Source organism: Acidobacteriota bacterium (genome assembly GCA_033549365.1).
In the GTDB taxonomy this organism is placed as follows: domain Bacteria; phylum Acidobacteriota; class Aminicenantia; order Aminicenantales; family Saccharicenantaceae; genus JAWSUF01.
Genome location: JAWSUF010000006.1, coordinates 171965 through 192969, shown reverse-complemented (window position 1 = coordinate 192969; position 21005 = coordinate 171965). Strand labels below are relative to the sequence as shown.

Annotated in this window: 17 protein-coding genes; 6 read left to right on the top strand and 11 right to left on the bottom strand. The window is 59.2% G+C overall.

What is annotated here, in order from left to right; translation table 11 throughout:
* Positions 1-7: 7 nt before the first annotated feature.
* The 8 genes from SCM96_10495 to SCM96_10460 are packed head-to-tail and all read right to left on the bottom strand — an operon-like array spanning position 8 to position 7539.
* A complete protein-coding gene (locus SCM96_10495) occupies positions 8-472 on the bottom strand; it encodes a C-GCAxxG-C-C family protein (GenBank protein MDW7761052.1) in 465 nt (154 codons plus the stop codon).
* Positions 469-2166 carry a DNA repair protein RecN gene (gene recN, locus SCM96_10490; GenBank protein ID MDW7761051.1) on the bottom strand — a complete coding sequence of 566 codons (1698 nt, stop codon included), beginning with the start codon at positions 2164-2166 and terminating at the stop codon, positions 469-471. The genes SCM96_10495 and recN overlap by 4 nt, the downstream gene beginning before the upstream one ends.
* 6 nt (positions 2167-2172) lie before the next feature.
* Positions 2173-3555 carry a S8 family peptidase gene (locus tag SCM96_10485; GenBank protein MDW7761050.1) on the bottom strand — a complete coding sequence of 461 codons (1383 nt, stop codon included), beginning with the start codon at positions 3553-3555 and terminating at the stop codon, positions 2173-2175.
* Between the two features lie 24 nt (positions 3556-3579).
* Entirely contained in the window at positions 3580-4362 is a 783-nt protein-coding gene (locus tag SCM96_10480) for a hypothetical protein (GenBank protein MDW7761049.1), read from the bottom strand.
* Between the two features lie 11 nt (positions 4363-4373).
* A complete protein-coding gene (gene bamD, locus SCM96_10475; protein MDW7761048.1) occupies positions 4374-5171 on the bottom strand; it encodes an outer membrane protein assembly factor BamD in 798 nt (265 codons plus the stop codon).
* A 30-nt stretch (positions 5172-5201) separates the two neighbouring features.
* Positions 5202-6149, bottom strand: a complete 948-nt coding sequence (locus tag SCM96_10470; protein MDW7761047.1) for an NAD-dependent epimerase/dehydratase family protein — start codon at positions 6147-6149, stop codon at positions 5202-5204.
* Positions 6146-6823, bottom strand: a complete 678-nt coding sequence (gene rpe, locus SCM96_10465) for a ribulose-phosphate 3-epimerase (protein MDW7761046.1) — start codon at positions 6821-6823, stop codon at positions 6146-6148. The genes SCM96_10470 and rpe overlap by 4 nt, the downstream gene beginning before the upstream one ends.
* Positions 6823-7539: a PASTA domain-containing protein gene (locus SCM96_10460; GenBank protein ID MDW7761045.1), complete on the bottom strand. Its 717-nt coding sequence runs from the start codon at positions 7537-7539 to the stop codon at positions 6823-6825. Before SCM96_10460 ends, rpe begins: the two co-directional genes overlap by 1 nt.
* Positions 7540-7688: 149 nt before the next feature.
* Here SCM96_10460 and SCM96_10455 point away from each other — a divergent pair, with 149 nt between their 5' ends.
* Complete coding sequence (locus SCM96_10455) at positions 7689-8717, top strand: GntG family PLP-dependent aldolase (GenBank protein ID MDW7761044.1); 1029 nt, start codon at positions 7689-7691, stop codon at positions 8715-8717.
* Positions 8718-8772: 55 nt separating this feature from the next.
* Positions 8773-10311, top strand: coding sequence for a M20/M25/M40 family metallo-hydrolase (locus tag SCM96_10450; GenBank protein ID MDW7761043.1), 1539 nt, complete (start codon positions 8773-8775; stop codon positions 10309-10311).
* A gap of 13 nt (positions 10312-10324) precedes the next feature.
* On the opposite strand, the gene SCM96_10445 is transcribed toward SCM96_10450, so the two are convergent.
* Both SCM96_10445 and SCM96_10440 read right to left on the bottom strand, forming a co-directional pair.
* A complete protein-coding gene (locus tag SCM96_10445) occupies positions 10325-11143 on the bottom strand; it encodes a hypothetical protein (protein MDW7761042.1) in 819 nt (272 codons plus the stop codon).
* Complete coding sequence (locus SCM96_10440) at positions 11133-13907, bottom strand: carboxypeptidase-like regulatory domain-containing protein (protein ID MDW7761041.1); 2775 nt, start codon at positions 13905-13907, stop codon at positions 11133-11135. Before SCM96_10440 ends, SCM96_10445 begins: the two co-directional genes overlap by 11 nt.
* A gap of 495 nt (positions 13908-14402) precedes the next feature.
* On the opposite strand from SCM96_10440, the gene lpdA reads away from it, so the two are divergent.
* Genes lpdA through SCM96_10425 form a run of 3 tightly spaced genes read left to right on the top strand, consistent with a single transcriptional unit; the run spans position 14403 to position 17835 of the window.
* Complete coding sequence (gene lpdA / locus SCM96_10435) at positions 14403-15806, top strand: dihydrolipoyl dehydrogenase (protein ID MDW7761040.1); 1404 nt, start codon at positions 14403-14405, stop codon at positions 15804-15806.
* Between the two features lie 23 nt (positions 15807-15829).
* Positions 15830-17455: a radical SAM protein gene (locus SCM96_10430; GenBank protein ID MDW7761039.1), complete on the top strand. Its 1626-nt coding sequence runs from the start codon at positions 15830-15832 to the stop codon at positions 17453-17455.
* On the top strand, positions 17452-17835 hold the full coding sequence (locus SCM96_10425; GenBank protein MDW7761038.1) for an SPASM domain-containing protein: 384 nt from the start codon (positions 17452-17454) through the stop codon (positions 17833-17835). Before SCM96_10430 ends, SCM96_10425 begins: the two co-directional genes overlap by 4 nt.
* Positions 17836-17842: 7 nt before the next feature.
* Here SCM96_10425 and SCM96_10420 read toward each other — a convergent pair whose 3' ends face one another.
* Entirely contained in the window at positions 17843-19468 is a 1626-nt protein-coding gene (locus SCM96_10420) for a sulfatase-like hydrolase/transferase (GenBank protein ID MDW7761037.1), read from the bottom strand.
* A 220-nt stretch (positions 19469-19688) separates the two neighbouring features.
* Between SCM96_10420 and SCM96_10415 the strand changes: the two genes are divergently transcribed.
* On the top strand, positions 19689-20975 hold the full coding sequence (locus SCM96_10415) for a Glu/Leu/Phe/Val dehydrogenase (GenBank protein MDW7761036.1): 1287 nt from the start codon (positions 19689-19691) through the stop codon (positions 20973-20975).
* Positions 20976-21005: the final 30 nt, after the last annotated feature.

Here is a 21005-nt window from a genome sequence, read left to right as displayed (position 1 = left end):
GTTCCGCTTAAGCTTCCGGCTGCGCCGGAGGCTGATCGAGAAGCTCTTCCAGGATTTCGACCGCTGTCCTGATGAATTCCGGACATAAGGTTTCGTGAAGTTTCAATTCGGAGGCTTTTTGTGACCCGTCCGCGGTGCTGATGTCGCAGCCGAGAAGGTCCCGGCAGTCCAGCTTATCGTGCCGCTTCCGGAATGTGTGCAAAAATTCCCGGGTCAGGGCATAGGTCGTTTCGCGCGCGGCCGTATCCTCCGGGCGTGTCCGGCCGTGTTTCAGGCTGATGACGAGAAGGGCCCCGGCCGCGGCGCCGCAGGTTCCCGCCGAACGGGCCAGGCCGCCGCCGAAAACCTGGGAGATCTTTAACGCCGTCTCCCGGTCCAGACCGAAATCCGGTCCAAAGGCCGCCAAAACGGCCTGCGAACAGCTGAAACCCTTTCGGAAATCCTCAACGGCGGCATCAATCCTTGTCATCATGTTCTCTCCTTTTCAGGTCGGATCCCCGCTCCGATGCCAAGCATCTCCCGTGCGGTCTCGAGCGAGGCTTCGGAGATGCGGCTCCCGGCGACCAGTCGCGCAATTTCCATGACGCGATCCTCGCCGTTGACGGCGAAAGCCGAGGTGAAGGTTCTCTCTTCGGCCACCTTTTTTTCGATGCGGACATGGCGGGCCGCCGAAGAGGCGATTTTCGGCAAATGCGTGATGCAGAGAACCTGGTGTCGCGAGGCCAGCGTCCGAAGCTTTTCGGCGATAAACTCGGCCGTCCGGCCGCCGATTCCGGAATCGATCTCGTCGAAAATCAGGGTTTTGATCTCTTCGGATTCCCGGCCGGCCGATTTCAGGGCCAGCATGATCCGGGACAGCTCGCCGCCGGATGCAATCCGTCTCAACGGGCGAAGTTCCTCACCGGGATTCGGAGAAATGAGAAATTCCACGTCGTCCGTTCCGCTCTCCCTCAAGGTTGAGGGATCGGCGAGGTCGGGGGCCCGGGACGAAAGACGGGGTTCGAATCGTGCCTTTTTCATGCCCAGAAGAGCGATTTCCCTTTCGATGATTCCGCCGAGTTCTTCGGCCGCTTGGGATCTGCGGCGGCTGAGTTCCCCGGCCGTCCGGATATAATCCTCGAAAGCGCCGGCCAGGGAAGATGCAATATCCTCAAGGGTCTCCCGGTTTTCGAGCAGGTCCCGGTATTCCTCCCGGGCCCTGTCGGCGTAATCGCAGACGGCGGCGATGGATCCGCCGTATTTTCTTTTGAGTTTTTCCAGAAGATCCAGTCTTTCCTCGACGGCCTCCAGGTTTTCCGGGGAAGGTTGTCCGTCACGGAATCGAATCAGCGTGTCCGCGAGTTCCCGAAGCTGAATCCCGAAGTCCTCCAGGGGTTTTTCGAAGTCCCTGAGGGCGGGAAGAAAGGGCCTGAGATCGCGGAGATCGGCCAGCAGCTTTTCCAATGCGGACAGGAGGGCATTCTCGTTTTCATAAGCCAGGTTCAGGGCCGAATCGACGGCCACGGCGATCTTTTCGGCGTTTTTGAGAATGTCCCTTTCCTGGAGCAGGGCCGCCTCTTCTCCGGGATCCGGGCGCACGGCTTCGATCTCGCGGATTTGATAATCAAGAATGTCCAGGCGCGCCTCGCGTCCTGCTTTTTTTTCTTCAAGTTCTTTTTTTCGGCGGAGAAGTTCCTTGATGCGGGCGGCGGCGGCGGCGGTCTTGTCCTTGAGTTCGGAGGCGTCCAGAAACGCGTCCAGATAGAGAAGATGATTCTGCAGCTCGAGCAAAAACACATGGTCGTTTTGGCCGTAGATGTCCACAAGACGGGGGGCGATTTCGCGCAGCTTGCGCAGGGGAACGAGCACGCCGTTGATGTAGCATTTGCCCGATCCCTGTTCGGCGATCGTTCTCTGGATAAGAAGATCCTCGTCTCCGGCGGCGAGATCTTCCAGGCCGGGCGGAGGAGGAGAGAGGGGTTCGAAGACGGCCTCCACGGCCGCCTCCGCTTTCCCGGTCCGAACCATGTCGGAAGAGGCTTTCTCACCCAGAATCAGGCGGATGGAATCAATGATGACGGATTTTCCGGCCCCGGTTTCCCCGGTCATGACGGTGAAGCCGGCTTCGAAGTCGAGCTGGAGGTCCTCGATGGTGGCCAGGTTCCGGATGCGGAGAGACTTGAGCATCGTCCCTCAGAATTTTGTTTTGAGCTTGAGCGGAACGATGGCCTTTTCCATGTTGATGCGTCCGTATCCGATGTGATCGTCGCGTCCGGGGTGTTCATCCGCGTTGACGTCTTCGGCCGAGTACCGGATGATGTTCATGACGTCTCCGGCTTTCAACCAGGGTTTGAGACTCCGGACAAGCGCGGCCATCCCCGCGACATGCGGAGCGGCCATGGACGTCCCCGAGGCATAGGCGTAGGGGGGAAACTGCGGGCCGAAATACCACGTCGGGACAAGACTGAGAATCAGGTCGCCCGGGGCGGCCACGTCCACTTCGGCGCCGGTATTCGACCAGGCGGTCCGTTGATCTTCGGAATCCGTGGCCGCGACGGCCAGGGCATAGTCCGTATAGGCCGCAGGATAGAGAACGGGCCCGGCTTCGTTTCCGGCTGCGGCGACAATGACGATGTTCTCTTCGTAGGCGAACTTCAGCGTGTCACGCAGGGAATCCGATACGTCATCGCCTCCCAGGCTGATGTTGATCACCTGGGCGCCGTTCTGTACGGCATAGATGATGCCCTGGATCAGCCAACTGTAATAGCCGACTCCCTTATTGTCCACAACCTTCACGGGAAGAATGGGACATTTCCAGGCCACGCCGGCGATGCCCTGGGTGTTGTTGGTTTCGGCTCCGGCGATTCCGGCGACATGGGTGCCGTGCCAATGGTCGTCGGAGGCGTCATTGTCGTCATTGACGAAATCCCGTCCGCGGGATACGAGTTTGTTGATGAGATCCGGATGATTCATGTCCACGCCGGTGTCCAGGACGGCGATGATGACATCGGGGTCGCCCTGGGTTTCTTCCCAAGCGGCCGTCGCCTTGATGTCGGCGCTTCTCTTTCCGGTGGGGGCGCCGGGGACACCACGAAGATTATTCCCGGTATTGGACAGGGCGTACTGGCGCCAGAAAAATTCGTCGTTCGGTGTGAGGGCCAGCCGGGTCGAGAAATCGGGCTCGGCATAGAGAACATCGGGATTCCTTTTCAGTGCGCCAAGGAATTCCTTGACGGAAACGCCGTCCGGGATCGGGACAATGTGAACGCCGACGTGGGGGATCCTTTCCAAAGGAGCCGTTCCGTAGGCTTTCAGAAGCGCCTGCGCGCCCTGGATGGTGATGCCGGGCTTGAAACGGATGAGAACCCGGTTCTCCGCATAACGGGCTCCGTCGCCGGATCGGTCCCGGACTTCAGGGCTTGTTTGGATGACCGGAGCCTCTCCCGAGAGATTGCGGCGGATACGGCGATCGGTTTCAACGGAGAGGGCGGCCGAAGCCAGCGCGGCGGCGGCCAGGACGGCGCCGAAGATCGAAATGCGGCCGGCCGTTTTGCCGCGTTTTGTCGTCATCATCATCGAATCCTCCTCGGCATCGGTGGGCTAGAAGTGAATGAGAAGTCCGGCGGATGCTCCGGTCGAAATCCCATCTTTGCAGGGGATCATCAGGGCTTCTCCGGTCAAGGTTAACCTGGGGCCGATCCGATAATCGGCGCCCAGAAGCACGCGGATCAAACCGGCGCCTTGAAATTCCTTGGTCTCGCTCCTTTTCAAGTCGCCCACGGTCTGCTGCACAAGAAACTCCCCGGAAAACCATTCGGCGGCAACGGTGAGGCGAGGGACGAATTTCTCGAATCCCCTGTACATCACGGTCGGACCCGCCCATCCCGCCATCCAACGGGGTTCACCGACGGCTTGCCCTTCAACCGCGAGTCCTTCGAGAGCCCAGGTTTTCTTGAGCCCGATGTTATAGACGAATTCACCCCGCATGCCAATCTCGAAATCTCCGGCGGAAAATAAATTTTTTTTCAGTGAAACGCCTCCGAACACCCCCTCGGCGCCTCCCGAGGCGTATTCCAGGGAAAAGGGGAGATTTCTGAAAAACATTCCGGCATAGTCCGACAACGAAAAACCCGCCCGGATGCCGAGACTGAGGCCCCATTTCAGATCGAATTCGGCATTGAGGGAGAAAGAGGTTGCGGTCAGGTTGGATAACTCCGTGCCGTCATCCCAGGAAATCACCCGTGATATCACCCCCAAGCCCGGACCGATGCGGAAACTCTCTCCTGAGGCCGGACCCCAGGTCATGTCCGCCCCGTCCGCCGAGGCGGGGACGAGGATTACGCCCAGGACGGCTGCAACCAGAAAAGGGAGTCGTGTTTTCATGGTGGTGTCTCTCAGTTCTTGGCCCTGTTTTCGATTTCCCTGAGCCGGGACTCGGCCCGGGAGGCATAGGAACTTTCCGGAAAGTCCGTCAGGAGTTTTGTCAGGAAGGGTTGAGCCTGATCCATCTGACCCCAGAGAAAAAAGGAATCGCCGAGAAGAAAATAGACCTCGTCCATTTTGGAATACATCGGATAGGCGGTGAGAAGCTCGGTCAGGCGGCTAGTGGCCGCCCGGTAGGCGCGGGCCCGGTGATAATGCCGGGCGATGGTCATGGTGTGTTCGGCCAGCCGCTCCTCGCAATCCCGGATCTTTTCCTCGGCCTGGGCGGCATATTCGCTCAACGGGTAATTGGCGACGACCCTGCGGAATTCGGCCAGCGCCTGCCGGGTGCGGGTTGGGTCGCGTCCGGGTTTCAGCGCCTTGGCGTAGAACGTCATGGCGATACGGTATTGACAATAGGCCGCTGAGGGACTGTAGGGATAGAGATTGATGAATTCCCGGTATTCCGCCGCGGCCAGAATCATGCTGCCCTCGTCGCCTTTGTCGAAGTAGGAATCCGCGATCAGGAGCTTGGCTCTCTGGGCGTAGAAGCTTTTCGGAAAGGAATCGATGACCTGGCGGAGATAAATGAGCCCTTTTTCCGGATCTTTCTTGATGAAGGATTCTCCCATCTTGAAAAGGGCTTCGTCCGAAGAGGCCACCTCCGGGGTGATTTCGACCGTGGTTTTTTTGCAGCCGGCGGCGGCGCAGGCGATCAGCATGACGGCGAGCATGGCCGCGCCGGCCTTGAATCGTTGCGTTTTCGGCATGAGCATGTCCTTTTTCCGGATCGGGGGATGTTAAAAAGCGTAGAGCCCCCGAATCCATTTCCATTCTTGTTCGAGTCCCAGGCGGAGGTCGGTCGCCGGGGCGTATCCCAGGTCCCGCCCGGCCTTGTCGATGTCAGCCCAGGTGTCGGGGACGTCTCCTTTCTGAACCGGTTGACTGTCCAGACGGGCGTTTTTTCCGCAAACGTCTTCCAGAAGAGCGATGACATCGGCCAGGGTTTCCCGATGTCCGCCGCCGATATTGTAGGTTTCTCCCGGGCGTCCGCGCTCGACGGCGGCCAGGTTGGCGGCGACAATGTCGTCGATGAAGGTGAAGTCCCGGGTCTGCCGCCCGTCGCCGAAAACCGGAATGGCTTCTTCCCGGCCCAGGGCCTTGAAAAATTTGTGAAACGCCATGTCGGGTCTTTGGCCGGGGCCGTACACCGTGAAAAAGCGCAGGGATACGGTCGGAACTCCATAGTTTTTAAAATACAGGAAACAGAGCTGTTCGGCCGAAAGCTTGGTTACGCCGTAGGGGGACAGGGGCCGCACGGGGCTCGTTTCCTTCATGGGCAGATCGGATGTGAGCCCGTAGACCGATGAGGACGAGGCGTAGACGAAACGCCGGAGATCCGGAAGCCCGAGGCAGGTTTCGAGAAGGTTTTGCGTTGCCTGGATGTTGTTCTTGATATATTCCGAAAAACTCCGCCCCCAACTGGCCCGCACGCCGGCCTGGGCCGCCAGATGAAACACAGTCTCGACCCCGCGAAGGATTTCGGGGAGAGCCGGGGTCTCCAAGTCGGTCTCGAGAAAATGAAAGCCGGGCCGGCCCGACAGGCGGGCCAGGTTTCTTTCCTTGATCCATCGGGGATAGGTATCGGTGAAAATATCGACACCCGTGACCTCGTGACCCAGGTCCAGGAGCCGGGAGGCGACATGGGATCCGATGAAACCCGCCACCCCTGTGACCAGGCTTTTCATGACCGGCCCTCGGCGTTGATGCGCTCGGCCATTTGTTTCAGGCGGGCCGTTGCCGCAACCGGGTCGGGGTCGCCGTAGACGGCCGATCCGGCGATGACGATGTCCAGTCCGTCCTGAACAAGAGACTCGGCGTTTTGATGGTCGATCCCTCCGTCCGCGGCGATGAGGGTTGACAGACCTTCGCGCCGAATCCACTCCCGGAGCTTCCGGATCTTGGCCCGGGATGATGGAATGAACGTCTGGCCGCCCCAACCGGGATTCACCGACATCAGAAGGACATGGTGGAGTTCGGGCAGGATCTCTTCGAGAAGATGCAGAGGGGTGGCCGGATTGAGAGAGAGACCGGGTTGGGCGCTGGATTCGCGGATCAGGGAGATATCCTTGTGGAGATGGGTCGAGGCCTCGATGTGAAACGAAATCCAATCGGCGCCGGCCTGGCGAAAGGCGGGGATGAATTTTCCGGGGTTCTCGATCATGAGATGAACATAAAACGGAAGCGAGGTCAGGGGCCGGAGCGCTTCAACGACCAGCGGTCCGAAGGTGATGTTCGGGACGAAGCGGCCGTCCATGACATCGAAGTGGATGACGTCGGCGCCGCCGTCTTCGGCCATGCGGACGGCTTCGCCCAATCGGGCGAAATTTGCGGAAAGAAGGGAAGGAGCAATGTGAACCATCAGCGGCTGACCTCCAGAGTGATCAGATTTCTTTTCTGGATTCGAAATCCGTGCGGCGGATATTGTCCGATGATCACGCCGGCTTCCCGGCCCGGATAATAGGAATACCGGATATCACCGACCTTGAAATCCAACCTTCGGAGACGCTCGATGACGCGGTCGGCCTTGCGGCCGATGAGATCCGGCATCAGAAAGCGCTGTTCACGTTCGCCCTGGCTGATGAGAAAACCGACGGCGCTGTTGCGATCGATGGTCGTCCCCGGCGGCGGCGATTGGGCGATGATGCGTCCGGCCGGATAGCGGGGCGTGTGAATTTGCGACAGGGGTCCTCGGACGAGACCGGACTGGCGGATGGCCGGCGTGACGGCCTCAAGGCTCCGTCCCTCGAATGCGGGAACAGAGACAAGCTCGCTTCCGGCGCTGACCAGAACCTGAACGGTTTTTGTCACTTGAAGCTTGGATCCCGGCGCCGGATCCTGTTGGACGATCCGGCCGCGGTCATAGAGATCGTGGAAGACCCAGCCTTTCTGAATAACGACAAGGTCTTTTCTGGCAAGCTCGGTCCGGGCCTCGTCCACGGTTTTTCCGCTCAGGTCGGGGAGAGAAACACTTTCTCCCGTAAGGATAACCTGGGAAAAGATCACGGCGCTCAGAAAAAAAATATTGAAAAAGACGAGGGCCCCGAGGCATACGTCAATCAGTCTCTTTTTGATCATGGGCATCTTCGCGCGCACGCGCCTTGTTCATTACTAACATATATTCCGAACTCTGTAAACAGCCCGGGCGTTGCCGGGCATCGCCCCTTGTCACCCGATGGAGCGCCGCCTATAATGAGGGTCGTTCAGATTTATCAGGAGGACTTATCATGACTTTTTCGGATTTCCGCAGCGATACCGTCACCCGGCCTTCGGACGCGATGCGCCGGGCCATGGCCGAAGCCGTGGTCGGCGACGATGTTCTCGGCGACGACCCGACGGTTCAGGATCTCGAGGCCCGGGCGGCCCGGATCATGGGCAAAGACGCCGCTCTCTACGTCCCCTCGGGAACCATGGGAAATTCCATCGCCGTCAAGATGTGGACACAGGAGCTGGACGAGGTCATCGTCGAGGAAAAGTCCCATATCTACAACATGGAATCGACCCATATGACGCTGATCTCCAGGGTCACGCCCCGGCCCCTTCGCTCAAACCGCGGTGTCATGGATCCCGGCGACGTGCGAAACAATATCCGGAAGCCGTCCGTTCATATCCCGCGGACATCGCTTATCTGTGTGGAGAACACTCACAACAGTTGGGGCGGCGCTGTTCTTCCCCTGGAAAATCTGGAGGCCTTGCGCGGCCTGGCCGACGAGCACGGTCTGAAGGTCCATATGGACGGCGCCAGGATTTTCAACGCCTCTCAGGCATCCGGCGTTCCCGTCAAAGACTATGCCGCGCGCGTGGATTCCTTGATTTTCTGCCTGTCGAAAGGACTTTCGGCGCCGGTCGGATCGCTGCTTGTGGCCGACCGAAGCTCAATCGAATACGGCCGGAGGTTGCGAAAGGCCCTCGGCGGCGGGATGAGACAGGTCGGTGTCCTGGCCGCCCCGGCCATCATCGCGCTCGAGGAGATGCCGGCCCGGTTGGCCGAGGACCATGCCCGGGCTTCCCGGCTGGCCCATGGGATCGCCGGGCTTCCGGGCATCGAGCTCGATCCCGAGTCCGTTCAAACAAATATCGTCCTCTTCCGCTTCAGCCATCCCCGGCTTTCCGCGCCGGCGTTTCTCGAAAAATTGAAGGAACGGGGCGTTTTGGCGCTGGCCGTCTTCGCCGGTGTCCGTTTCGTCACCCACAAGGATGTCGGCGACGCCGATGTCGACCGGGCGCTCGAAGCGTTCCGGGATATCCTGAATTAGGGCTTGCCTTCCGCCCGGGTTTCGCAATAATAGGCTTATTCCGTCACAGGAGGTCATGATGACGCACTTCAAGAAAACGTTTTTCCTCTGTCTTCTGATCGGAACGCTTGTCTTCCCCGTTTCCGCCCAACAGCCGGCCGCACCCCAGCGGACCGACGAGCAGAAACTCGTCGAGGCCATGCATCTTATCTCCAGCAACGTCCTTTATGATTATGTCAAAGAGTTGACATCGGAGAAATTCGGCGGCCGCCTGACCGGAACTCCCGAATACACGGCCAGTGTCGAATGGGTCGTCTCTCTTCTCGAATCCTGGGGCGTTCAACCCGCCGGCGACAACGGCACATATCTACAATCCTTCCCCAATCCCTACACGCTCGTTTTTCCGGGCGGGGAATGTGTCCTGCATCTTCCGGCGAACGGTGATGTGATCCGGAAATCCTATTCTTTTGACGAGGAATTCATTCCCGGGGGAACGTCCGGTTCGGGGGAGATTACGGCCGAGGTCATCTACGTCGGTTACGGAATCACGGCGCCTGAGTTGGGATACGACGATTATGCCGGAGTCGATGTCCGCGGGAAAATCGTTCTCATGGAACCCGAGGTCCCGGTGCCGCCGACGGGCAAAACCATGGACCTGTTCCTGAAGTGGCGCCCCTATTCCTTCCACCAGTATAAATTGGAAAACGCCGTGTCCCATGGGGCCCGGGGGATGATTTACAACTACGGCCCCATCGGCAATCCCAACAACGCCTACAACAAGGATTTCATCTACCATCATGTCGGGGCGGTGGTCGTTGCGGACATTTTCGCCGGAACGGGCCGGACCCATAAGGAGATTCTTGCGGACATCCGCAGGGAGCTCAAGCCGCGTTCCTTCGCCACGGGAAAAATCATGACCTTGAAAAACGTGACGGAGCACCACCCCGACGGTGTCGGCGTCAACGTCGTCGGCGTCATTCCGGGCAGCGATCCCGCACTCAAGGACGAGGTCATTCTGATCGGCGGACATCTCGACCATCTCGGGCGGATGTGGGAGCTCATGCCCGGCGCCAATGACAACGCTACGGCGGTGGCCGTCGGTCTGGGCATCGCCGAAGCCATGATGAAATGTGAAATCAAGCCCAAGCGGACCATCCTGTTCAACTTTTTCGGAAGCGAGGAACAAGGTGTGGCCGGGTCCAAATTCTATACGGAAAATCCCATCTATCCTCTGGAAAAGACTCTGGTGTTCATCAATATGGAAGGCCCCGGCGTCGGAGACAAGATTTCCGCCTCGGGAGGAACGACGTATCCCGATTTCTGGGCCTTTATCGAAAAAGCCAATGCGAAATATATCCATCGAACCCTGTCGACGCGGCCGGCGGCCTATCCCGGCCGGCCCCGCCAGGATTCGGCCTGGTTTTTCTGGAAAGGCGTTCCCTCACTGACATTCGGCGCCTACGGCAAACCCACTCCATATCCCACCTATCACAACACCAAGGACACGATCGACTTGGTCACGCCTGAAATCATGGAGGACATCGCCCGACTCCTGTTCATGGCCGTCATGGATATGGCCGCCCGGCCCGAGCTCGATTTTCGGCCGGGAAAATGATGGAATGCCCGGCCTAAAAAGGTACGGCGATTCCCCAGTGAAGCTTGTGGAAGCTCTGCCGGGTTCCTGCGGGGGAATCGACGATGTCTTTCCAGAAGCCGAAACCGGCCGATAATTCAAGCCAGGGCGCAAGCGCGAAGCGGACGATGGTATCGCCGATCCAGGCCTGCCCGATATTGAAAAGCGTGTCGGTCTGCGTAAAAACCTGAATGTGCACGCTCAGAGCGCTCCGGATGACGGCCCCGAAGCGGAGGCCGAATTCCTGCTTGAGGATTTCACCGGACAGGTCCAGGTGGGCTCTCTGGTTCGTGTGATGGAAGAACCAGGTAAAGGGTTCAAAATAATATGTCTCGCCTTCGACGGGAAATCCGACGCCGACATAATTCCTGTTCGTGAAAAAGGATTTTCCGTTGAGGCGGCTCAGGTTGTCGGAGTCATGGTCGCTGTCGTGGCCGATGATGACGACGACGTTGTCGATGATCTGCTGGCGCAGATGGAAGTGCCAATCGAACTTGGTCCTTCGCTCGCCGTCGTCGTGGGTCAGGAGTTGGGCGAAGACGACCGTGGTCGGGGTCAGGCGGACGCGGTTTTGAAAACCGAAATTCCAGCGGTCGACGGGTCCTCTGTGGTCGTTGTAGCTGGGAAACGTGGAGGGTTCGAGACGCCAGCCGAAAAACTCGCCGTGCACGGCGATGCCGCCGGGACGAGCGGACGGCAAGTCCAGGCCGGCCGGCCGGAAGATGAACATCTGATAGGCCGAGAGGCCGGGTGTCAGGGTTGCGGCGGCGACCGCCGCGAACACGAAAACGGCCGTTCTTTTTTTAAAATTCATAGGACAACCCCAGGCGGACGACCCGCGGCGGCTGGATTTCCGTTGCGTAACGGAGAGGGAAGGCGTCACCCGTCCACGGGCTTTCCTCCGTGGCCAGGTTGAAATTGGTCAGGTTGAACCCGTCGAGGATGATGCGGAGTCGGGAGCCGCCGAGATCGAAGATTTTCTCCAGACGAAGGTCGACGTTCATGTTGAACTCATAGCGGGCTTTTCCGCGCGGATGAGCCTGAATGATGTACGGACCCTGATTCATGCCGGAAACCACGATCCAGCGGGCGAAGGGCTGACCGTCATAATATTTGGTCACCGAGCCCAGGCGGATGTTCCAGGGGAGGTCAAGCTGAAAACCGATCCGGGCCGTATAGGCGCGGTCGAACCGCAGTCGTCCCCTGGCGTTGATCAGGGAGTTGGGATCGGAGTAGAGGGTGCCGGCGATCCCGTCGTCGTTTTCCCACTCGGTGTTCCCCGGGTTGGATTCTCCGGCTGCTTGGGTGGCCGTAAAAGTCATATAAATGAACAATTTGTCGCTGGTTCTTTTATAAAAGGCGACGTCCAGACCCTGGTAGCTCGAACCCCGTTTGTCCGGAAGGTTCGCGGTCAGCAGGAAGAAATCGCGTCCCAGGTATTCCGGCCGCCTCTCATAAACCGTGAAAATCAGATCGTCATGAGATCCCGGAATCCTGTCGTCGCCGATGTCATAGAGGGTGTGCGGGTCATAGGCGGAAAAGGGGACGCCGATGTTCAAAGCGGCCGGGAGATTTCTTGTTTCCCGGAGAAAACCCGTAACGCTGATATGCCAGCCGGTGAGACTCCTGCGCATGAAGCCGATGGACAGTTCGTCGACGCGGGGACGCTTGAGTTCCGGGTCGATGGCGGCGAAGAGCGGGCCTTCGCGCCTGAGAAGAGTTCCGGACTCTCCGGCACTGAAGCGACCGTCGCCGTCGGAGTCGTTCCAGGCATAAATCCGGCTTCCGGGCGCCCCGGGATTTCCCCAGGTGAGAAAGGAAAGCGGAAGGGAATAAAAATATCGTCCGAGGTGGATCCTGAGCTGAGACCGGCCGTTTGCGGATAAGGGCAGACTGGCGCCCAGTCGGGAGGAGAGATGAATCCAGTCGATGCTCGGGGCATCCCCCGAGGATCCGGGGATCCGGCCCTGTGTCCAATCCAGGTGGAAGGCGGCATGCAGGGACAGAAACCGGTCGAGCGTCCAAGTGTTTGAGGCGAAAACCCCGGTTTCCAACGAGGACTCCCGGTGATTGAAGGGACCGTCGAAGAAAGCGACTTCGAGGGGGCGGCCCTCAAAAAACCGGAGATGATGGTTTTCGCGGATGTCCTTCCGGGACGAAGAGGCTGCGGCACGGAAACGGACGCCGTAAATCAATCTGTTCAAACTGTTGTCGCCGCCGGCCGAAGCCCATTCCCCCTTAAGGAGAAAAGAGAGGTTGTCGCGCCCGTCCCGGTAAGAACGGGCCGCCGGTCCGAACAGGGGAGTTCGGAATATCTCGAGTCCGTGAGGTCCCTCTGCGCCCTCCTGAAATCCGGCGTGAATATCGGTTCGGGCATAACTCAGACCCGCCTTGAGCACATGGTTGTCTTCGAGCTGCAGAGTCCCCAGGATTTGAAAAATATTGTGATAATCTTTTCTGTCCAGAGTCGAGGTCGAGGGAATCCGCCGGCCGGCGCCGAAAGCCGAGCGGTCGACGGTCTGGCCGGTCCAGAGAAACTTCCAACGGCTTCGATCCCGGAGCCAGGAGATCGACGTCAGCCCGGACAGCACGCGGTCCTCTTCGTCGCCTTCGAATTCGGCGGTATTCCGGGCGATGCGGCGGGCCGAAAAAGACGAGGCGAAGTGAACTTTTCCGGGAACCAGGGGACCGGACAGGCGGAGATTGCCCTCAAAAAGGCCGCGAAAGGCATGGGTGGCGAAGAGACCTTCCTCCTGAAGAGCCGGAGTGATGTTGGTCGTTGTATAGCTGCGGTCCAGATAGAAGGATGTGACTCCGCCCCGGAAATCGTCCGAGCCTTCGAAGGTGGCGATGTCCAGTGAACCGCCGGGCGAGAACGATCCGGCCGGAAAAGCGCCGTTTTCGAGTCGCATGGAGGACAGACTCCACACATCGGGATGAAAGAGCGGCATCCCGCCGAAATAGGGGTCGGTGACATCCATCCCGTTCAACCGGTAGGCGACCTGGGTCCAGGAGACGGCGCCGCGCGGACTGAACACGGCCGGTGTCGTATTCCACAGTCCGCCGACATCGATTCTGTTCGTCGTGGCCGAAAAATCCTGATTTTCGATGATATTCCAAACGGTGTTGCCCGTCGGGAGGTTGTGAATTTGTGAAGCATGAGTGAACGTGGCGGACGAAAAATCGGAGAATCCGGGAAAAGCGGGTTCGAGAGCGGCTGCGGTCGGGTTGTCCGCATCCGGAGACAGGCGTAAAACGGCGAAAACGGCTTCGGGAGCTTCGATATCCAGCGGTTGGGCCGCCGTCAAAGTTCCGCCGGGTGTTTGGACGGAGATGTGATAGGCTCCCGAGGGAAGTCCGGCCCAGGTGAAACGGCCGGAGGGATCGCTCTCCGTCTGAAAACGCAAGATGTGAGTTCGGGAGGCAAGAATGACCGTCAAGCCGGCCGCCGGCCGGTCCGCGGCATCCAGAACGCGTCCCCGGAGAAGCCCGGTTTCCTGAGCGGCCGCGACGCACGGGAAAGCCGCCAAGGTGGCGGCGATCAAAGCCGGGACGATCATAAGATGTATTTTCCTCATAGGTAGAACCATTCTCCGCAAAAAGTCTTAACCTTCTTAACCTTTTTGATCCACTCCTGTCAACGGCCTTGTTCCCACGCACAATCGAGGAGCCGAGACTGTGCGCGGGTCGAGATTGCCGTACGCTGCGTCGGCTTCCGCTTTTCGGGCTCGGGGGAATCCCTTCACAAGACGTGTCCGGTCCCCGGCGAGTTCCGTCCACTCCGGCTCCGGGTCTCGCTCTCCTCGGCTTGCAGCCTCGGATCCGTGCCCGCTCGACCCTCCGACGGCTTGCTCCGGGATCCCCCCTGCGCCCCGCGGCAGCCTCCTTGCGGGCCAGATTAAGGAGCAATGCAGCCGGAATGGTGAGATCGGCACGCCCGAAGAGTGAAAACGCCCAATTTGGGAGAAAAAAGAAATGCGGGCGTTTTCACGCACAGTCGAGGTGCCGAGACTGAGCGCGGGTTTGACTCGTGGTTCATTCAGGTTATAATCGGGTCCGTCAAGGAGCGTATTATGACCGAAACAAGAGACCTGGCCATTATCGGCGGCGGGCCTGGAGGATATCTCGCCGCCTTGAGGGGCGCCCAGCTCGGCCGATCCGTCGTGCTGTTCGAGGAGGATCGCGTTGGAGGCACCTGCATCAATTGGGGGTGCATTCCGACAAAATTTCTTCTTCACCAGACGAAAATCCTCAAGGACGTGCGGAACAATCCGCGCCTTTCGGGTCCGACCGCGGACATCGGCCTCAACTGGCCGGAGGTCATGAAAGGCCGCCGGACGGTCGTCGACCGTCTCGTCGCCGGTCTTGAGTTTCTTCTGAAAAAAGGCAAGGTCGAGATCGTCCGGGCCCGAGCCGTTATAAAAGGGGACCGGACGATCCTCGTCCAAAGCCCGGACGGAGAAAAGACTTATCAAGCCGAAAAGATCATTCTGGCCGCCGGCGGACGGGCGGCCGATCTGCCGTTTCTCTCCGCCGACGGGAAAACCGCCGTCACAAGCCGCGAAGCGTTGGAGTTCGAGGACATCCCGAAATCCCTCATCGTCGTCGGCGCGGGCGCCATCGGACTCGAGATGGGATCAATCTATCGGAGGGCCGGCGCCGAAGTCACGGTTCTCGAAATCCTGCCCGACATCATGCCGGGTGCCGACAGGGAATCGGCCCGCCGTCTCGAACGCATTCTGAAAAAACAGGGTTTGAAAATCATGACCCAAATGAAGATCGAACAGGCCGATGTCGCCGGCGGCAAGGCGGTTGTCAAGGGCGTCAACATGGAAACCGGTGCGGCCTTCGAGATGGAAGCGGAAAAAATTCTTCTGGCCGCCGGCCGGAAGCCGAACTCGGACGGCTTGGCCGATGCCGCCCTCGGAATCGAGACGGATCGCGCCGGTGCCGTCCGGGTCGGGTCCGGCCTCGAAACGGGCGTCCCGGGCGTCTACGCCATCGGGGATCTCATCGGCGGCAAGCTCCTGGCCCACAAAGCCTATCACGATGCGCTGGTCGCCGTGGACAACGCCTTCGGGGCGGCCCGCCGGACGGATTATACCGCGCTCCCCATGGCTGTTTTCACCGAACCCGAATTCGCCTCGGTCGGGATGACTTCGGAAGAGTCGGACGAAAAGGGCGTCAAAACGCAAACCGGGATCTTTCCTCTGCAGGCTTCCGGAAGGGCCATGACCATGGATGGGACCGACGGGATGATCAAAATCGTGGCCGACGGCGAGGACCGCGTTCTGGGCGGCCATGTCATTGCCTCTGCGGCCGGAGAAATGATTCCGGTTTTAACCCTGGCGGTCGCCCGGGGCTTGAAAATCCACGATCTGGCCGACCTCATCTATATCCATCCGACGATATCCGAATGCCTCGGCGAGGCCGCTCTCAAAGCTAAGGGCGAGGCCCTCCACATCCTCAACACATGAGTTCGGTTGTGCGGAATCACCCCTTGACATGCGGCGCCGGCTGGCACGGCGAAGAGCATGACGGGGTGCGTCCGTTCCGCTGGATGACCCGCCGGGCGGAATGCCGGATGGATGCGGATCTTCCTGCCGGCCGGGCTTTTCTGCTCATGGAAGCCGGGCACCCCTTTGCCGAGCCGCCCCGGCCTGAACTTGAAATCCGTGTCGACGACCGAAAAGCCGGAGCACGAAATATCGAGGGTGCTTTCAGGCGCTATGTCATCCCCGTCGATATCAGGCCGGACAGCTCCATCGTTTTCGAACTTGACGGAGACCGTCTCATCGACGGCGATACCCGGCGGCTGGGGGTCATGATCAGCGACCCTTGTCTTCTCGTTCCCGACGAGCTGGACGAGGTCTTTTACGGCGAAGGCTGGCACGACCTTGAAGTCGATGAATTTCTGCCGTTCCGATGGATGACTCACGAAGCCCGGGTGATCCTTCCTCCCCATAAACCGGGTGTGCCGTCTCTTCTTTCGCTGTCGGTGTTTTCGGAATACCTCGATCTCAGCCAAAACCTGGAACTTCGGCTCGGAGGGCGTCTTCTGGGCCGGGCGGCGCTCCTCAACAAATGGAACTATTATTCTTTTTCGTTGGATCCGGGGGAACCGCCTTATATCGCGACATGGCCGGACGAGACGGCTGTGTCCGGCGACGCCGGAACCGGCCCGGGAGACCATCCCCGAGAGCTCGTCTTGACTCTCTCCAAGGTTTTGCCTCCCGGGCATCACGGGGAAACCGGCCGGGAAATCGGAGCCCGGATCGGACCGATCGTCCTGCACGACGATGCCGCCTGGCATGAAACGTTCCGTTTTTTCCACGGCAACGCCCTCCTCAATTACCGGGAAATGATCGAAGGCCGAACCGAGTTGCGATCCTTTCCGCTCACCCTGGGCATCGATCTCTATGCCAAATGCAACATCCATCCGCCCTGCGTCTATTGCCTTTGGGACAAAATGAAGGTTCTCGAGGGTGCCGATATCGACGCCGTGGTCGACAAGGCGGCTCTGGAGGGTTACGGCCCGTTTTTCCGGGCGGCCCGGACGCTTGTCAACTGTTCCTTCGGCGAGCCCCTGCTTCATCCCGGAATCGGCGATATCCTGGAATTCTGCGGGAGGAACCGGAAAATCGTCGAGTTGTCGACGAATGGACAGGCCTTCACCGAAAGAACCATCGCCGCCCTGGCGGGCAAACCGGTGTTTCTCTACGTCTCGCTCGATGCGGCCACCGCCGAGACCTACGCCAAGATCCGCAATGACCGATGGGACCGGGTTCTGCCCCATCTCATTCGTTTGAATGAAGCCAGAAAAAAGGCCGGGAATCTGCCGAAGATTTATATGGTCTTCATGCCCATGCGCGTCAACCGGGGCGATCTCGAGGCGTACTTCCGTTTGTGCCGCCGCATCGATGCCGACGCTCTCGTCCTGCGGCCGCTGCTGTATCTTGTCAATCCCGACATTCAGGCCGACAGGGGAGGCTATCATTTCAACTACGCCGACGAGCTTCTCGGCCGAGAAGATCTCGAAGACGTCTTCCGGGATTGCGAGGCCTTCTCGCGGAAGTACGGCGTTCCCGTGGCCAATCAGTTCAATTTTGGAAAGATCGAAAAATGAATCGACCGGACGATCTCGGCGCTTCGAAATTCCCTCTCTGCCGTGAACCCTGGGAGAGTTATTACATTCTGCGTCGGGGCATTTTGCCCTGTTGTTACGGAAATCCCATCCTGGCTCCGATGTCGGACTATGCGGAATCCTGGAATTCGAGCCGATTGCAGGAGATCCGGGCTTACCTGGCCCGTGGAGAACTCAGCCCCTATTGCCTGGAGAGCCTGGGGTGTCCGATCGTGCAGAGAATTCTGGAAAAAAAACGCAGGGAAGGGGAGCCTTCGCCCTTTCTTCCCAACCGTCCGGCTGTCATCCGGATGATCAATCGCATGCTTTTCGGTCTGCCGAAACGCCTCTATCTGGCCGTCCGCCGCGAACGCGGGCGCTGATCTGCGCTCAGCGGATATAGCCGAGTGCCCTCAACATCTCTTCTTCCTTGGAATCGACGGGAATGTCTTCTTTGTGTCTGAGGATATCCCGGACCGCCGCATTGAGAACATCCGTCAGAGCGCGGATGTCGTCGGGCACATCGGCGTCGCCGAAACGGTTCAGACGCTGGTCGGGATCCTCCAGAATATTGTAGAGCTCATAAGTATTCGGTTCGGGTGCATAAATGAGTTGCCAGGGAAATCGATAAAGCGAAAACCTGTCCGCAACGGCTTCCGGTTTGTAGGTTTCGAGAAAGACATCGGTCGGCCGGCCGGGCTTCAGATCGAGAAGATTCCGGCCCATGAAATGAGGCAGCCCTTTATATCCCATCATGGCGGCCATGGTCGGGGCCACATCCAGCAGGGTGACCGTCTCCGCGATGTGGACGCCGCGTTTCGATGATCCGGGCACGCGCAGAATGAGGGGGACTTTCTGGTAAATTGGATTGAGATAATGGATATGCCCGATATGAGGATCTCCGAAAGTGTTGTGGCGTTCACCGAGTCCTTCGCCGTGATCGCCGACAACAAGAACGGCGGTTTTTTCCTTAAGCCCGAGATCCTCCAGGGTATCGAAAAGGCGGCCGATTTCGCTGTCCATGTATTCGACTTCCCTTCGGTAAAGATCGCGGACGCCTTCGATGGGTAACAGGAGCTTGCCCCGGATCGTGAGCGTCATGTCGCGGGGTTTGTCCGCGGAGTCGACGAACAGGACGGAGCGGTCCTTGAAGAAAAAGACCCCCTCATCGCGGCGGATGAACCAGCCGCGGAAGTAATCCAGAGCGATCTCTCCGCTCTCGGGATCGGGATCGAAGAGCATCCTGTCCAGCCGGGCGGAAAACCTGTCGGGATTCGGTTCCCAGGGATTGTCAACTTCGAAAATGATTTCATTCCGGCCTTTCCGCAAAGGGAGATCGAGATCATAGGTGATGTATTTGCTGAGACAGTAGGACCCGACAGGTTCGCCGTTCAGGAAAACCCTCAGATCGTCAGGGGTATCGGGAGGAGCGTAGGGATCGTGGGGATCGGAATAGTGCACCCACAGGAAGAAATTGCGCCGGCCGTTTTCGCGAAGCCAGGGGATGACGCGCTCGTTCACTTCTCCGGCCGTCAGGTACCAGCGCCCTTGGGGAAACTGATCCTCATAGACATCGAAACCCTCGTCGAGACCGAACTGGCGGCCCATGACGCCCAAAGAAACGAAACCGGCCGTCAACAGACCGTTTTTACGGAATAGATTGACGACCGAAGGCCTGGAGCGGTGTTTTCGGATCACCTGGCCGTTGTTGTAGTTTTTGACCTTGTGGGGAGGCTCGGAGAAAAAGAGGGACGCATGGGAGGGAAGTGTGATGGGGATGAGACTCCAGCAGTCCTCGAAAAGCATCCCTTCGGCGGCCAGACCGTCGAGGGCCGGGGTGTGCGCGGATCCCGGATTGTAGGCGCCGATCGTATCGGCCCGTTGCGTGTCCAGAGTGATGAGCAGGAAGTTCTCGGGCTTTTTTCCGATCTTGCAGCCCCACAGAAAAAGGCAGCACAAAGCGCCGAGAAAGATCGCCGGACGCATCCGGCTGAAAAACGGCTCCGGGTCTTTCATGTTCGTCACGGTTTACCTCGGGAAAAAATATCGGGAAAATCATTATGAACGAACTTGTCCGGCGTGTCAAAAAATCCGAACCGCGGACGAACTTGACTCCGGAATCCCACATCCATTATCATTCTCTTTCCAACATATCATAAGAAGCCGGAACGATCGGAAAGAGACGAATCGAAAACCGTCGGGCTATCCGGTCCGGCCGGCGAAAGGGAGTGTTCTCATGGCCGATAAGTCCTTCAATCCGTTCGAGATGGCGCAGAAGCAATTCTTCGCCGTGGCCGACCTTCTCGAACTCGATCAAGCCGCCCGCGACCTGTTGAGCTGGCCGCTGCGCGAATACCATTTCAGCATCCCGGTGCGCATGGACGACGGCAGTACGCGCGTCTTCCGCGGCTATCGCTGCCAGCACAACGACGCCCGCGGGCCGTGCAAGGGCGGCATCCGCTTCCATCCCCAGGAGACCATCGACACCGTCCGGGCCCTCTCCATGTGGATGACCTGGAAATGCGCGGTTGTGGACATTCCTCTCGGCGGCGGCAAGGGCGGTGTCGTCTGCGACCCCCACGATCTCAGCCAGAGAGAGCAGGAACTGCTCTGCCGCGGCTGGGTCCGCCAGGTCGCCAAGAATGTCGGGCCCTTGACCGATGTTCCGGCGCCCGACGTGATGACCAACCCCCAACACATGCTCTGGATGCTTGACGAATACGAAGCCATTGCCGGCGCCAAATATCCCGGATTCATCACCGGCAAGCCGGTCGGAATGGGCGGCTCCCTGGGCCGGACGGAGGCCACGGGATACGGTGTCGTCTACACGATCCGGGAAGCCCTGCGGGAATTGGGCATTGCCGTTGAGGATACCTTGACCGCCGTCCAGGGTTTCGGCAATGTGGCCCAATACGCCATCCAATTGCTGAACAAGCTCGGGAGCAAGGTCATTTGTGTGTCCTGCTGGGATCAGGAAGACCAGGCGGCCTACACCTATCGCCGGAAATCCGGCATCCAGCTCGAGGAACTGCTGACCGTCACCGACCGCTTCGGCGGGATCGACAAAGCCAAAGCCGAATCGCTCGGTTATGAGCGTCTTCCGGGCGAAGCCTGGATCGAACAGGAAGCGGACATTCTGATTCCCGCCGCCCTGGAAAACCAGATCAACGCCCAGACCGTGAAGAAAATCCACTCCAAGGTCAAGGTCATCGCCGAAGGCGCCAACGGTCCGACAACGCCGGAAGCCGACGCCGTTCTGAAACAACGCGGCATCTTTGTCATTCCGGACTTCCTGGCCAATGCCGGCGGTGTGACCTGCAGCTATTTTGAGCAGGTCCAGTGCAACCAGAATTATTTCTGGCCCAAGGACGAAGTTTTGGCCAAGCTCGACCAGAAGATGACCGAGGCCTTCCACGGCGTTTCCGAGCTGGCCCGCACGCGGAAGATTTTCATGCGCGACGCCGCTTACGTCATTTCGGTCAGCCGGGTGGCCAACGCCTGCAAGGACCGGGGCTGGATCTGATCCGCCGCCTCCTTTCGGAGGATCGGGCGG

What these genes read in the sequence shown, in the direction of transcription:
- SCM96_10495 (MDW7761052.1), bottom strand. Translation starts at nt 472, where the DNA reads ATGATGACAAGGATTGATGCCGCCGTTGAGGATTTCCGAAAGGGTTTC.
- recN (MDW7761051.1), bottom strand. Translation starts at nt 2,166, where the DNA reads ATGCTCAAGTCTCTCCGCATCCGGAACCTGGCCACCATCGAGGACCTC.
- SCM96_10485 (MDW7761050.1), bottom strand. Translation starts at nt 3,555, where the DNA reads ATGATGATGACGACAAAACGCGGCAAAACGGCCGGCCGCATTTCGATC.
- SCM96_10480 (MDW7761049.1), bottom strand. Translation starts at nt 4,362, where the DNA reads ATGAAAACACGACTCCCTTTTCTGGTTGCAGCCGTCCTGGGCGTAATC.
- bamD (MDW7761048.1), bottom strand. Translation starts at nt 5,171, where the DNA reads ATGCCGAAAACGCAACGATTCAAGGCCGGCGCGGCCATGCTCGCCGTC.
- SCM96_10470 (MDW7761047.1), bottom strand. Translation starts at nt 6,149, where the DNA reads ATGAAAAGCCTGGTCACAGGGGTGGCGGGTTTCATCGGATCCCATGTC.
- rpe (MDW7761046.1), bottom strand. Translation starts at nt 6,823, where the DNA reads ATGGTTCACATTGCTCCTTCCCTTCTTTCCGCAAATTTCGCCCGATTG.
- SCM96_10460 (MDW7761045.1), bottom strand. Translation starts at nt 7,539, where the DNA reads ATGATCAAAAAGAGACTGATTGACGTATGCCTCGGGGCCCTCGTCTTT.
- SCM96_10455 (MDW7761044.1), top strand. Translation starts at nt 7,689, where the DNA reads ATGACTTTTTCGGATTTCCGCAGCGATACCGTCACCCGGCCTTCGGAC.
- SCM96_10450 (MDW7761043.1), top strand. Translation starts at nt 8,773, where the DNA reads ATGATGACGCACTTCAAGAAAACGTTTTTCCTCTGTCTTCTGATCGGA.
- SCM96_10445 (MDW7761042.1), bottom strand. Translation starts at nt 11,143, where the DNA reads ATGAATTTTAAAAAAAGAACGGCCGTTTTCGTGTTCGCGGCGGTCGCC.
- SCM96_10440 (MDW7761041.1), bottom strand. Translation starts at nt 13,907, where the DNA reads ATGAGGAAAATACATCTTATGATCGTCCCGGCTTTGATCGCCGCCACC.
- lpdA (MDW7761040.1), top strand. Translation starts at nt 14,403, where the DNA reads ATGACCGAAACAAGAGACCTGGCCATTATCGGCGGCGGGCCTGGAGGA.
- SCM96_10425 (MDW7761038.1), top strand. Translation starts at nt 17,452, where the DNA reads ATGAATCGACCGGACGATCTCGGCGCTTCGAAATTCCCTCTCTGCCGT.
- SCM96_10420 (MDW7761037.1), bottom strand. Translation starts at nt 19,468, where the DNA reads ATGAAAGACCCGGAGCCGTTTTTCAGCCGGATGCGTCCGGCGATCTTT.
- SCM96_10415 (MDW7761036.1), top strand. Translation starts at nt 19,689, where the DNA reads ATGGCCGATAAGTCCTTCAATCCGTTCGAGATGGCGCAGAAGCAATTC.